The 13,353-nt window shown below is 69.9% G+C and carries 8 protein-coding genes; 2 read left to right on the forward strand and 6 right to left on the reverse strand.

Annotated elements, in window-relative coordinates:
* Positions 1-836 precede the first annotated feature (836 nt).
* The 6 genes from KY572_RS29885 to KY572_RS29910 all read right to left on the reverse strand — a co-directional run bounded on the left by KY572_RS29885 (position 837) and on the right by KY572_RS29910 (position 9,385).
* A complete protein-coding gene (locus KY572_RS29885) occupies positions 837-2,918 on the reverse strand; it encodes an ATP-binding protein (protein ID WP_224246493.1) in 2,082 nt (693 codons plus the stop codon).
* A gap of 67 nt (positions 2,919-2,985) precedes the next feature.
* The gene (locus KY572_RS29890; protein ID WP_224246509.1) at positions 2,986-4,221 is read right to left on the reverse strand and encodes a heparin lyase I family protein; all 1,236 of its coding nucleotides are present in this window, start codon (positions 4,219-4,221) and stop codon (positions 2,986-2,988) included.
* Positions 4,222-4,702: 481 nt separating this feature from the next.
* Entirely contained in the window at positions 4,703-5,233 is a 531-nt protein-coding gene (locus KY572_RS29895) for a VOC family protein (RefSeq protein WP_224246511.1), read from the reverse strand.
* A 50-nt stretch (positions 5,234-5,283) separates the two neighbouring features.
* On the reverse strand, positions 5,284-5,637 hold the full coding sequence (locus tag KY572_RS29900) for a hypothetical protein (protein ID WP_224246519.1): 354 nt from the start codon (positions 5,635-5,637) through the stop codon (positions 5,284-5,286).
* A gap of 18 nt (positions 5,638-5,655) precedes the next feature.
* Positions 5,656-7,281, reverse strand: a complete 1,626-nt coding sequence (locus KY572_RS29905; protein ID WP_224246542.1) for a mucoidy inhibitor MuiA family protein — start codon at positions 7,279-7,281, stop codon at positions 5,656-5,658.
* A 1-nt stretch (position 7,282) separates the two neighbouring features.
* On the reverse strand, positions 7,283-9,385 hold the full coding sequence (locus KY572_RS29910; RefSeq protein ID WP_224246544.1) for a DUF4139 domain-containing protein: 2,103 nt from the start codon (positions 9,383-9,385) through the stop codon (positions 7,283-7,285).
* 474 nt (positions 9,386-9,859) lie between these two features.
* Here KY572_RS29910 and KY572_RS29915 point away from each other — a divergent pair, with 474 nt between their 5' ends.
* Both KY572_RS29915 and KY572_RS29920 read left to right on the forward strand, forming a co-directional pair.
* Positions 9,860-10,354 carry an RNA polymerase sigma factor gene (locus KY572_RS29915; RefSeq protein WP_224246546.1) on the forward strand — a complete coding sequence of 165 codons (495 nt, stop codon included), beginning with the start codon at positions 9,860-9,862 and terminating at the stop codon, positions 10,352-10,354.
* Entirely contained in the window at positions 10,351-13,287 is a 2,937-nt protein-coding gene (locus tag KY572_RS29920) for a CHAT domain-containing protein (RefSeq protein ID WP_224246562.1), read from the forward strand. Before KY572_RS29915 ends, KY572_RS29920 begins: the two co-directional genes overlap by 4 nt.
* Positions 13,288-13,353: the final 66 nt, after the last annotated feature.

The raw sequence follows: 13,353 nt of genomic DNA on the forward strand, positions 1-13,353 counted from the left end.
ATGTTCAGCCCAAGCGCCTGCGCAAGCACCCACGAGGGCCCAAGAAGAAGACGAAGAAGGGTTACGTCTCAGGACGGTCTGCACGCCAGCACGTCTCCACCGCTCGTGTTCTGGCCTCCGGACGCATCGATCCAACATCTTGAAAGGGGTGGTTCTCAGGGGCTGATTCCGATGAGCTGCGGAATGGGGTACCTGGAGTAAATTTCAAGAAGGATTTGCTGGAGCCTCTCTGGGCGAGGTTGGCCCTGGCCATACCCCCATTGCCTCCGGAACTCTTGGGTAATGGTCTGGTGATAGGCGGACTGAAGCCGGTACGTCACTCCTGTCTTCGCGCCCCCGAGATAGAGGGGAATGAAGTGATGCTCCTGATACCCCTGGTGATTGGGGTAACTCAGCCTGCCGCCGCCTCACCGCGATCTCGTCTCGCGTCGGCCAAGGGTTGAGCACCGGCGGCTGTCTACGCCCGCCCAGGCTGCTACGGCCTCCCCTCTGTAGCGGGCGGCGAGCCATCACCCGTTCCATCTCGCCGACCGGATTTCCCTCTACAAAGGAGACGTCCCACCCAGCTGCTTCCAACGCCTCTTCATCCCAGTGCATCCACTCCAACAACTCTCCTGGCAGGAAGACGCTTGGAGCATCCATGCGCTCCACTTCCGGGAGCGGCTCCCCGGTCTCTCGAACAACCTGGCTCTCCGAGGCGCACCCCATCAACGAGAGACAGCAGACCAGCAGGCAGAGTCGTAGGAGCATGAGCGGCTCACATTCTGAGGAACCGGAACATCATAGTGGAGGCGCGGGAATCGAACCCGCCGCTCGGCGCATCGCTGGCGGTGGCGTCAGCTGCCCCCGACTTCCACGGGGAGGCGCAGCGTGAACCGCGCCCCGGCGCCGAGCTCACTCTCCACGTCGAGCGTCCCGTCGTGGCGCTCGGCAATCTGACGGCTGATGTGCAAGCCGAGGCCGAGCCCGGTGATGCTCCGGCTGGCCACGGCCCGCTCGAAGCGCTGGAAGATGCGCTGCTGGTCTCGTGGCGCAATCCCAGGGCCCTGGTCGCTGACCGAAACCTCCACCCGGTCTCCGCGCCGGCCCACGTCGATGCGCACCGGCTTCCCCTCGCCGTACTTCAGGGCGTTGGCGAGCAGGTTGTCGAGCACCTGCGCCAGCCGGGCCCGGTCCCCGTGGACCCATGCATCCTCGGAGACCTCCACCGTGAGGGCGACGCCCGCGGACTGGAAGAGCTCGCTCGCCTGATGCACCGTCTCGGTCACCAGCTCCCGGACCGACAGGGGCGCCATGTCCATGGTCAGCATCCCCGTGGCAATCCGTGACACGTCGAGCATGTCGTCGATGAGCCGCTCCACGCGCCGCAGCTGGCGAGCAGCCACCCCGAGGCGGTTGGTCAACGCCTCGGAGGGGAGCCCGGCCGAGCCCGGCTTCTGCAACGAGCGGCCCGCCAGCTCGAGCTGAAGCTTCAGCGAGGTGAGAGGCGTCTTGAGCTCGTGGGAGCAGATGCTGAGGAACTCGTCGCGAGCGGAGATCGCCTCGGTGGCTCGCTCATAGAGCCGCGAGTTCTCCACCGCCTGCGCGGCCTTCCCGGCGAGCTGCTTCGCGTAGGAAAGGTCCCGCTCCGTGTAGCTGCGCCGGGATGCGGCGAGCAGCAGGGAGAGGACTCCGAGCACCCTGCCGCGCGCCACGAGCGGCACGCAGATCATCGAGTGCACCTCCGCCTCGAGGATGACCTGGGCGTGTTCGTCGCTGAGGGCCATCTGCCCGATCTTCTCGCGCTCGAGGACCGGGATGAGCAGGGGCCTCGCCTCGAAGAGCGCCCGGGCAGGTGGGTTCTCCGGACGGTCCCTGCTGATGGCGAAGCGGGTGACCTTCGCCTTGACGGGCTCGTGTCGCGGGTCCGCGATGACGACCTCCGCACGGCGGACCGAGCCGTCGTCCTCGAGCAGGTCGATGAGGCACCAGTCTCCGAGCGTGGGCACCGCGAGCCGCGCCAGCGCGGAGAGCGTCTCGCGAGGGTCCAGCGATGAGGCCAGGACGTCTCCCGCGTTGGAGATGAACCGGCGCATCTCCTCCTCTCGCCGCTGCTCACGGATGTCACGCACGATGGCGACGTATCCGAAGACCTCTCCGTCGGCCGAGCGCGCCACCGAGGACAGGGTGCTCGTGAGGATGCGCTCACCGCCGCGGTGGCGATAGCTCACCTCGCGAGCCGCCGCTCCGGGCGCGTGCCCAGGCTCCGTCCCCTCGGCCTCGAGGATGGACACCGGCCGTCCGATGAGCTCACCCGGCGCATAGCCGAAGAGCGCGTTCGCCGCCGGGTTCACCAGCACGATGATGCGCTCGGGCGAGGTCATGATCACCGGCTCCGGGAGGTGCTGGTAGACGGCCTCGAACTCCGCGCTCTTGCGGAGGATGAGCTCCTGCGCCTCTCGCCGCTCGGTGACGTCCTCGTGGATGAGGACCAGCTGCCGGACCTCGCCGGCTGCGTCCTTCACGGGATAGAGGTTGCCCTCGACCCACCGCGCACGGCCCGCGAGCTGGGGCTCGGCCGCGTCGTAGCGGATGGCCGGGATGCGGCTGTTCTCGCCTCGCAGGGCTCGGTGGAAGTACGGGAGGATGCCCTGCTTCTCGAGCTGTGGGTCCGTCAGGACGTTGTAGTCGCGGAGGATGAAGTTCTCGACCACGTCCGGCGGGATGCGCCAGAGCGCGCGCCAGGCCGCGTTGACCTGCAGCGTCCGGCCCGAGACGTCGATCAGCTGGATGCTCAGCGGCGCGTTCTCGAAGAGGGTGCGCAGGCGCTCCTGCGTCTCGGCGAGCAGCTGCCCCTGGCTCTTGACCTTCGCTTCGAGCAACTCGTTGAGTTGCTCGAGCTGAGGGACCGTCCGGCCGTGGCCGGCGTCGTCATGCATGAAGGCAGTCTCGTCTGTTGTGGCTCCCAACGATAGCAATCAAGGGAGCTGCGCGGCCAGGCGCGCGCTACTCGTCCGAGGCGGAGGCTACCGCCGCGACGGAGCTGCTCAGGGTGGCTCCCGCCGGGAGCACGTCCGAGAGCTGCCGGCCCATCGTCCACCCGTCGTGGTAGAGCACGCCCACCGGCGCGATGGTCGAGTTCCGGTACAGCCCCATCTTCAGGTAGTTGAGCATCCCCGAGTACTGCGTGGCGCAGTAGCGCTTGGGCAGCACGAGCTGGCCGTTGTGGTACAGCTCCACGAAGCCCACGCTCGCGTTCGAGGACCACTTCGTGTGGAACACGAAGTCCTGCCACGCCCCACGCACCAGCGGCGCGCTCCACACCTGCGTCCCGCTGCAGTTCAGGCTGATCCGCTCGTTGTTGACCACGAACTCCACTGGCGGTGAACCGCTGTTACCCTCGTGGTGCCACTGCGCGAACACCTGCCACGTCTTCGGGGCCGGGAAGTCCGTCGCGAACATCGTGCTCCAGCGGTAGAAGTACTCCGAGCCCACCGGCTCGCGCGTCATCCGGTACAGCTCGTTGCGGTTGCCGCTGGCGTTGATGGGGTTGTCTCCCTGCCGCACCGTCACCTTGAGCGCATAGTTGCCCTCGCGCCGAGGCGAGGACACCAGCTGCATCCGGTCCGCGCTCACCATGTGCGCGCCGCTCCACTGCGAGCGATCACCCGTCTCGAAGTTGCCGCTCCACACCACGCTGGCCGGCGGCGTCGTGCTCTCGCCCGAGCACACCCGCGCCTCCGAGATGCTCGCCCAGTCGTTCACGCTGTTGCCGTTCACCCGGATGCGCACCCGGCGCGTCGTCCGCGGCGAGAATGTGTACGTCTCCGCCTCCGCCGTCGTGCCGCTGCTCGTGCCGGTGTGGATCTGCGTGTACACCATCCCGTCCGAGGAGACCGAGATCGCGAAGTTGTTGGTGCGCGTGTTGCCCTGGTGCCAGGCGATCGCCACGCCGGAGATGGTGCGGTTGCTGCCCAGGTCGTAGTCGATCCACGAGCCCTGCCCGAGGTTGCTCCAGCGAGTGTCGAGCCGGTCGTCTGTCGTGTGGGCCGGCGGATTGATGGCCTCGCTACCCGAGGCAATCATCGAGGACACCGGGAGCGGTGTGCAGCTCCGCAGGGTGAGTCCTGCCTCCGCAACCTGGAGGGGACCGGGTTCCTCATCGGTGAAGGTGTCCTGGGGACCACAGGCCACGGTGCCAACGAGGAAGAGGGTTCCGACCGACAGAAGGGCTTTCTTCATGTTCTCTCTGGGGAAAAGACAGACAAGGGGTGTTCCGGTCCACGCGCCGTGGCCGGTGCTGCGATGGGGTTGGTTTCGAGGCACAGCGCTCCCGTCACGCGCGGGGGGCACCTCTCCCGGCGTCGGGGACGCATGTGGTTCTTGGGGTTCTTCTCCTGCTGATGCGCCGCGGCATTCGGCCGAGGCGGGCGTAGGAATTATTTCGTACTCAACATTTCGTCAAAGCCCCCCGGTGTTGCCCGCTCGAAGGGCAGGCAGACAGGCTCGTGAGCAGGAAAGAAAGTCGAGTCTTCTCAAATACTTGGAGGCATAGGCAACCAAAGCCTTCATCCTCCGGCAACGTAGGCAAGTCGCTCCCTTTTGCCCACGTCAAAGGTCCCTCATGCTGCAGGTTGCTTGCCGTACAAGCCGGAGGAGTCCACCGTGCCGCTGGTGGCCATGGCGCTGCGCATGCCCAAGGAGGGCTGAGCGGCGCCGGCGGCTAGCGCTTGCGACGCGGCGCGGACTTCTTCCGGGCTCCGGCGCGCTTCGCGGCACCCGCGGTCTTCTTCTTCGCCGTCGTCTTCTTCGCCGTCGTCTTCTTCGCCGTCGCCTTCTTCGCCGCTGCCTTGCGCGAGGAAGGCCCGGGGGCGCCGAGCCGCAGTTCGTCGGCGGTCTTGTGGCACACGGCCTCGATGTTGTGGCCGTCCGGGTCGATCACGAACGCGGCGTAGTAGGACGGGTGGTACTCGAGCCGCAGGCCCGGCGCGCCATCATCCTTGGCGCCCAGCTTCAGCGCCTGGGCGTGGAACGCATCCACCGCGGCGTGGTCCTTCGCAATGAAGGCGATGTGGGTACGCGGGTGCGTATCCGGCCCGGCGCCGATCCAGAAGTAGGGCTTGATGTCGTCTCCGTAGCCGCCGACCTCGCCGAACTCCATGACCCGCTTGTAGCCGAGCGTCGGCAACAGTTCGTCATAGAAGCGCTTGGAGACGTCGTAGTCCTTCACCCGCAGCATGATGTGGTCGAGCATGCAGGGGCATCTAGCACAGGACCCTCAGGGTAGGGCCAGTGCCATGTGCGCTACTGCAGCGTGAGGGAGAGCTCATCTCCCGCGCGCACCATGAGCTCCTGGTCCGAGGTGGACACGGCGTTGGAGCCGATGGGGTCCGCCTGGAAGCGCAGCAGGCCCTGCTCGTTGGGGAGGAGGTGCGGGGGGATGGTGAAGGTGCGGCTGCTCATCCCCGGCACCAGGCCCAGGCGGATGCGCGTGGTCTCGCTCAGCACATACATGTTGAAGTCGATGGGCTTCTGGTTGCGCACCTCCACCGTCGTCTTCGGCGGTGGAGGCCTGGTGGGGTCCTCCGGCGTCCGCACGCCGCTGCAGGAGACCGAGGTGAGCAGCAGCAGCAGCGGGACGACCTGGACGGCGCGCATGGGAGCCTCTGGGAGCGATCAGGCGCTCTGGACGCCTGGGGCCATGGAGACCTTGAACCTCAGCTGGAGTGTCAGGTGCCCGTTGGCGGGGACCTCGACCTTCCACTTGCAGAAGCCATTGTCATCCAGCTGGGGCTCGCTCGTGGTCTTCGCCGTGTCCAGCTCCACCTTCACGTGTTCGATCTCGGATACCGGCAGGCGCTCGGTGACGACCACCGTCCGCGCCTCGCCCGAGAGGTTGGAGAGGTAGATGGAGATGTGGTGGGTGGTCTCGTTCCACTTGGTGACGTGGTGCTGCTTGGTGCTCTTCTTCTCCTCGCGCCGCACGCGCAGCGAGTCATCCGGGCCGAAGCTCAGCTCGAACCTCTCCTGCGGCGCCACGAAGAGCGTCTGCGTCCAGCCCACGAAGCCGTTGTCCTGCAGCAGCTCCACGGGCCCCGCCAGCAGCGGGCTGGAGGAGGTGTTGCGCGTCACCGCGCGCAGGAACACCTTGGGCTCCAGCTCGGGGAACGTCACCAGCTCCGCCCGCGCGTCGTCCTCGAAGGTGAAGAGCGGGATGACGTTGGGCCGCCCATCCGAGGGGATGGTGCTCCTGCCCGGCGCCCGCAGGTTGCGCGTCTCTCCGCCGTCGTCCACGCCCGGCAGATCCACGCTGGTGGGCGTGGGGCGGCCGCCTTCGGACGCGGGCGAGCTGCCCAGGCCGGCCTTCTGCACCTGCACCTGGCGGGCCTGCACCACCACCGCCTCGTTCTTCTTCTTCACGGTGAGCAGGTCCTGCCGCAGCAGGGGAGGCTCGGTGCCCAGCGAGGAGCGCGCCGTGGAGAAGCGCAGCTCCACGTCCTTCCAGTCCTCGCCGGTGTCCTGCCACACGGCCGCCGAGGAGACGAGCTGCACCCGGCTCCGGCCCACCAGGCGCGCGGTGTGCAGCGGACGCCAGAGCGCGTTCGGCACCACGTAGTCGATGCGCAGCTCCACCTCGCCGGCGGCGTCGGCCAGCACGTCCGCCTCCAGCCACGACACCACCTGGTGGTCCACGCGGTCCATGGCCTGGCGCTGCCGGGCCACGGCGGCGATCTCCTCGTCCAGCCGCTCCGTGGTGAAGGTGGCCTGCAGCGTGAACTCGCGCAGCTGGCGGGCCTTGCGGAACAGCGTGTCGAACGAGTCCTGCCACTGCGCCGCCATCCCCATGCCCCAGCCGGCGTCCACGGGGAGCTCGGAGGCGCCCAGCAGCAGCAGCTCCCGGATGCGCTCGAAGCGGGCGCGGGCGTTGCCCTGGTCTTCCAGCACCTGCTGCCGCTCGCGCTGGAGCGCCTCGAGCTTCTCCTCGAGCACGCGGGCGGCCTCGGGCTTGTCCGCGGTGCGGATGCGCAGGCCGCGGCGGATGCGGATGTCCGCCACGCGGGAGCCGCCGGAGAGGACCTCCGCGCGCAGCGAGACGTCCTGCAGCACCGGCGCCACGCCGTGGACGACGATGCGGTTCTGCCCGGCGCTCACCCGGACGGTGCCGCGGCGGCTGACCTGGGCCCGGTCCTCCAGCAGCGTGACGGTGTGGACGGGAGCCTCCAGCGTCGTGGCGCCGGAGGGGAGGGGGGGCTCGTAGCGCTCGACGCCCGCGGGAGAGGTGGGTTGGATGGCCGTGCTCATGTCACGCCTCCCGGCGGTTGCCGCCGTTGAGCTCGTTGTTGGCATACAGCTTCACCACGTACTGGGCCGCCAGCTTGCTGCTGGCATTCGCGGGCACGGTGAGCCGCCAGCGGCGCCCGCCCTCGATGGGGGTGTTGCGCTCCTCCTGCGTGTAGGCCTCCCACGCCGGAGTGATGGTGCCCTCCTCGACGACCACCTCCGCGTCCTGCGCGGGCTGGGGAATGCGCTCGCGCACCTCGCAGGTGATCTCCCGGTCCAGGTTGTTGACGAGCTCGATGGTGATGTCGTGCCACAGCTCGGTGGTCGCGACGATCTTCGTCCCGCTGCGGGCCTCGTGGTACTTCGTGTTCCGAGCGCAGCGGATGGCCTGCTCCACGCCCAGGCCCAGCTTGAAGTCCCCGCGCGGCGCCACCGAGGGCAGGGTGGTGGAGAGCACGTACTCGCCGCCCACGTACACCTCCGCCGGGCCGGCCAGCATGGGCGCCGGCAGCGGGTTCTTCACCTGCGCCTGACGGTAGACGTTGGTGTCCTCGCGAGGGACGACCACGTAGAGGACGCTGGCCTCGCCGGTGCGCGTGCCCAGCGCCACGGAGTGGAACGTGCCATCCGAGGGGACATCCACGGTGGCATCCGCCGCGTAGCTGAAGTCGAAGAAGCCGTCGATGCTCGTGGCGTCCGTCGCGCCCGAGGGCAGCGGTGCGTGGGCGGCCGAGCGCGCCCGCCTCTCCGCCTCGGCCACCACGGCCATGACGTCGAACGTCACCGTGACCGAGAAGCGCGCCAGCGTCTCCAGATAGAAGCGCCGCGAGTCCACGGGCTGGAGCCGGTTGCGGTTGCTGGCATCGGCGGGCGAGGAGAGCCGTAGGTGGGTGAACACCACCGCCTCCAGGCCCGCCTGGGTGGGGGCCGCGCCACCCGGCCCGCGCGTCCGGCCCGCCCCCGCTCTCCCTCCAACGGAGACCATCTTCTCGACGGAAGCGGAGCGCGCCGGAGCCGCGGGCCGCGGCATGGGAGGCGGAGGCGCGGCTGGGGCGGGCATGACAACCGATGGGGAGACGAGGCTGGAGCTCTCCTCATAGGCCTCCTCCTTCATCATCTCGACAGGCTCCTCCGCGGCCGCCATGTCCGCGAGCGCCTCGTCGTCCATGCTCTCCGCCTCCACGTCCCTCATCGGCCGTGCGCCCTTCTTCTTCGACTTGTGCGCGTCTCGCGGGGCCGACAGCGCCTCGATGACGGAGCCGTCCTCCAGGTCCGCGGGCGCGGGCAGCGCGGGGAGCGCGTACGGCGAGGGCGTGGGCAGCCTGTACAGCAGGATCGATCGATCCCGGTCGTAGTCGGAGAAGAGCTGCGCGGCGCCCTGAGGCGCGGGACGGAACCCCGCGCGCTCGGGCGGCGGAGGCTGCGCGCGGCCGATGCGGATGGAGGACAGCTCCGGCAGCTCCGTCCACGTCATCGGGGCGGCGGTGGAGAGCACCAGCTTCACCCCCCGCCAGTCCTCACCGGAGGCCTGGCACACGAGGGCGCGCATCACCAGCTCCACCTGGCGGCAGTCCCGGGACAGGCGGCACTGGTAGCTGGGAGCCCAGCGGGCGCCGGGGATGAAGTACTCCACGGAGAGCTCCGCGCGCGCCAGCGCGGCACCGCCGTGGCGCAGCTGCACGTGCACGGACTTGTAGAGCTCCGCCGCCGTCACCTCGCGGGCGGTGGAGGCCTGGGCGATCTTCTGCTCCAGGACGGCCACCTCCTCGTGGAGCTTGCGGAGCTGCTCGCGCAGCTTGCGCGCCTCCGCGAGCCGGGACTGCACTCCCTCGTAGGCGAACTGCTCCAGCGCCATGCGAGGCCCGAGCGGAGAGGGTGGGGGGGGCTTGCCCTCCTCGGGCTCCGGGCGCGGCGGGATGGGGATGTTGCCGAGGATGGACATCTCCCACTCGAGCTCGTGCAGCTGGCTCTCCACGGTCCGCACCTGCTGGCGCAGGGCGCGCAGCGCCGCCTGATCCACCGTCTCCAGCGGCGTCTCGCGAGGAGGGATCCACAGGCCCACGCGCACGTGGGTGGCGGAAAGATCCACCCGAGGGTTGTCCGCGGAGAGCACGCGCACGCGCACGGTGGGATCGAAGAGCGAGAGCGGCAGCCGTGGAATCTCCAGCTCCGTGGGGGCTTGCCGTCGGGGCAGTCCAGCACGAGCCGCCGCGTGACGCGGGCGCCCTGCTGGTAGAGGGTCACGGTGTCGATGCGGGATTCCACGACAGGCATGTGCGCTCCCGGGAAGCAGTGCGCGGAACGCTAGATCGGTGTCCTGCGCCGAGGTGAAGGAAATCCGCCTCGAAATCCACCGGGAATATCGGCCCCTCGCGGCGTAACGGTGGTGGGGCGGCGATGTTCGAGGCCCCCGGGAGGATGAAGGGGTGCGCCCGTGGATTTGCTTGGGCTGCAGGCTCGCCGCGTGCAAACTAGCCCTCGCGTGGAGTTCCCATTCCGCTTCAGCCGCTCCCGGGCTCGGCCGCGGGCCGGGGAGCCGGCTTCTCCCGGAGCCCCTCTGCCTCCTCCCGCCAGTCCGGCGGCGGAGTTCCAGCAGGTCGTGGCTCTCTGCGAGGCGAGGCTGGAGGAGAAGGCACGCTTCCTGTGCCGGGGACGCAACCCGTCGGACGCGACGGATCTGCTGCAGGACACCTACGAGCGGGCGTTCCGCGCCTTCCACACGTATGACAGGAACGCGCCCCCGCTGCCGTGGCTGGCCTCCATCCTCACCCGGCGGTTCCTCGACATGTGCCGTCAGGACAAGCGGCACCCCCAGCAGCAGCTCACCGAGTCGCTGGACGTGCCGAGCGAGGAGGCAGGCCCCGCGGAGGTCTGGGCCGGGTATACGCTGGAGGATGTCTGGCGTGCGGTGGACCTGCTGCCCGAGGAGTTCCGCGACGTGGTGCGGCTGAAGGACATGGAAGGGCTGGCGTACGCGGAGATTTCCCAGCGGCTGGGCATCCCCGCGATGACGGTGGGGACGCGGCTGTTCCGGGCGCGCAAGAAGCTCAAGGAGCTGCTGCTGAAGAAGGCGGAGACAGGGGGGGCGTCATGACGGCTTCCTGCGAGCAGCTGGCCGCGTTCGTGGACGGCGAGCTCTCCGAGGCGGAGGCCGCGGCCTTCCAGGAGCACCTCGCCGGCTGCGCGGACTGCCAGGCCGGGCTCGAGGATCAGGTGCAGGCCAGCCTCGCGGTGGGCGAGCTGGCGAAGGGCAGGAAGTCGGAGCGCCGGGGGCCGTTCCAGCCCGTCTGGGCCCGTCCCCGCGTGCGGGTGCTGGCGTTCTCGGCGGGCCTGGCGGCGCTGATCGGCCTCCTCGTGGTGAGCTCGTATCGCTCCTCCCGCAAGGGGCTGGAGGATCCGCTCCACCTGGCGAGCGCGGACACCCGGCCGCTGGAGGGACGGCTCGGCTATCCGGGCGCGGATCGGTACCGGAAGCTCGGGACGATGCGCGGCGGGCCGGACCGAGGGACGGGACCGGACCTGCGCGTGCTGGCGCAGCTGGAGGAGCAAGGGGACTTTCGCGGCGTGGCGACGGCGTACCTGCTCGCCGGCGATGCCGAGCGCGCGGAGGCCTATCTGGACCACGTGCCGCGCTCACCGGACGTCGACAGCGATCGGGCGCTGGCGGCGCTCGGGCGAGGAGACCTGGATCGAGCGCTGGGGCTGCTGGATGGGGCGCTGGCGGCGGAGCCCGAGGCGCTGCGCGCGCACTGGAACCGGGGCGTGGTGCTGCGGGCGATGTCCCTGCAGCTGGCCGCGGCGGCGGAGTTCCAGCACGTCGCGGAGAAGGGAGAGCCCGGCTGGAGCGACGAGGCGCGACAGCTCGCGGAAGGGCTTCGCTCGGGTGCCGAGAACCGGCGCAAGTCCTGGACCGCCATGAAGGACGCGGGCATGGCGCTCGCGCTGGAGGGCAAGGCGCCACCTGCCGCGATGCTCTCCCGGAACCCGGGGCTGATGCGGCTGTACCTGTACCATGCGGTCCGGGCCGCGATGTCCCAGGAGCAGGTGCTCGCGCTGCTGCCGGTGGCGGAGGCGCTCGATCAGGTGTCTCGGACACGCACGGCCGTCGAGTACGTCCAGCGCGTCTCGCGAGCGGACGTCGCGCGGCGAGGCCCGCTGGCGGAGACGTACCGCGCGCACCTCTCGGGGCAGCAGCCGCTGTCGGGCGCGGAGGCGGAGGCGTACCTGGATCGCCTCCGGCGCTCGGGAGAGAAGGACCTGCTCCTGGGAGCCATCGTGCTGCTGAGGGCCGAGCGCCAGCACCTGGCCGAGCTGGAGCCCCTCGTCGAGCAGTCCGGGGATGCGACGTGGTACCGGGCCCCGCTGGTGAAGGCCCAGGTGCAGGAGGACCTGTCCCGGGGCGACGCCGTCCGGGCCGAGCGGCGCCTCCTGGAGGCCATCGACGAGTGCCGCCGCGCGAACCTGGAGCACCGCTGCGTCATGCTCCAGGAGGAGCTGAGCGAGCTGTACAACAAGCTCGACCGCCGCCGCGAGGCCGTGGGGCCGGCGCGCGAGGCGCTGGAGGTGGCTCGCCGGACCGACGACTGGTTCCATGAGGATCTGCTCGTGTACGACCTCATGACCAGCGCGCGGCTGAGCCATGAGGCGGCGCTGGCCAGGGCCTATCTCGACGAGTACCTGCAGCGCGAGCCAGGGAGCTGCGAGCGCCGGGCCGAGTACCACTACGGGCGTGCGCTCCTCGCCGTGGAGGCGCTGGATGCCGCGACCGCCCGGCGGGAGGTCCAGGCCGCACGCGCCTGTGACGCTCCGCCGACGCTGTTCGAAGTGTCTGTCTACGGCGATCTCCTCCGGCTCGGTGGGAGCCCCGAGGAGGTGGCCCGGGCCGAGGAGCGCATCCGGACGCTCCGGGCGGACGCCTCACTCAAGCCGGGCCAGCGGCTGTTCCTGGAGCACGTGGCGGGCCGCATCCTCATCGAGCGGGATCGCCCCGCGGGCCAGCGGGCGCTGCGAGACGTCATCGCCGGAGCGGAGAAGCTGCGCCAGACCGACATCGAGGCGCGCAAGGCCTGGACCTACAGCCACCAGGTGCTGGTGCTGGACGCCGGGAGGGCAGGGGAGTTCGACGCGGCCATCGCGCTCCTCTCCGCCGAGCTCGAGCGGGCCGCGCCGGCGAGCTGCCTCCTCGCCCTGGCCGGACAGGATGAGCGGGTCCTCTTCATGGCGAGGGGGCCGAAAGGCGAGCTTCGGGGCGAGTACCTGGGGCAGCGCACGCGCCCTCTGCGCGAGGAGGTCCCCGCCGTGCCAGGGCCGCTCCTCGAGGTGCTCGAGAGCTGTGACTCGGTGCGGGTGCTCGCGGAGCCCATCCTCCAGGGACGGCCGGAGCTGCTGCCTCCGGAGAGGGCGTGGAGCTACCTGGTGCCCCGGGTGGGAGTCGCGAAGGCACCCGCCGTCACGGCCCCAGGCAAGCATGTCGTGGTCACCGACGTGGAGCCTCCAGCCTCCTTGAAGCTGCCCCACCTGCTGCCGTGGAGCCGTCCGCCGAGGCCGGGCGAGGTCCACCTGCGGGGCAAATCCGCCACACCCGCGACGGTGCTGGCGGAGATCGCCGATGCCACCGAGGTGGAGTTCCATGCCCACGGACTGATCCGCTCGGGGTTCTCGGATGCCTCGTTCCTGGCGCTCTCGCCCGAGGAGGGGGGCCGCTTCGCGCTCACGGCGGGAGACCTCCAGGGACGCTCGCTGCGAGGAGCCCCGCTGGTGCTGCTGGCCGCGTGTCATGCCAACGGGGGCGCCTGGCGCTACTACGCCGTGTGGAGCCTGCCAGCGGCGTTCATCCAGGCCGGAGCCCGCGCGGTGGTGGCGCCGACCGCCCAGGTGCCGGATGTCGAGGTGGGGGACGTCTTCCAGGAGCTGCTCGAGCGCGTGGAGCGGGGAGCGAGCCCCGCGCAGGCCCTGAGAGACATCCGCGTGGCCGGGTTTCAGAAGGGAACGGGGCGCTGGGTGTCGGATCTCGTCGTCTTCGAGTAGCCGTCCCACGGGGAAATCCCCTTGGACCCGGGAATAGGGCCGGACGGCTGCGTAGAAGGAGCGGAG

This window comes from Hyalangium gracile (assembly GCF_020103725.1).
Classification (GTDB): Bacteria; Myxococcota; Myxococcia; order Myxococcales; family Myxococcaceae; genus Hyalangium; species Hyalangium gracile.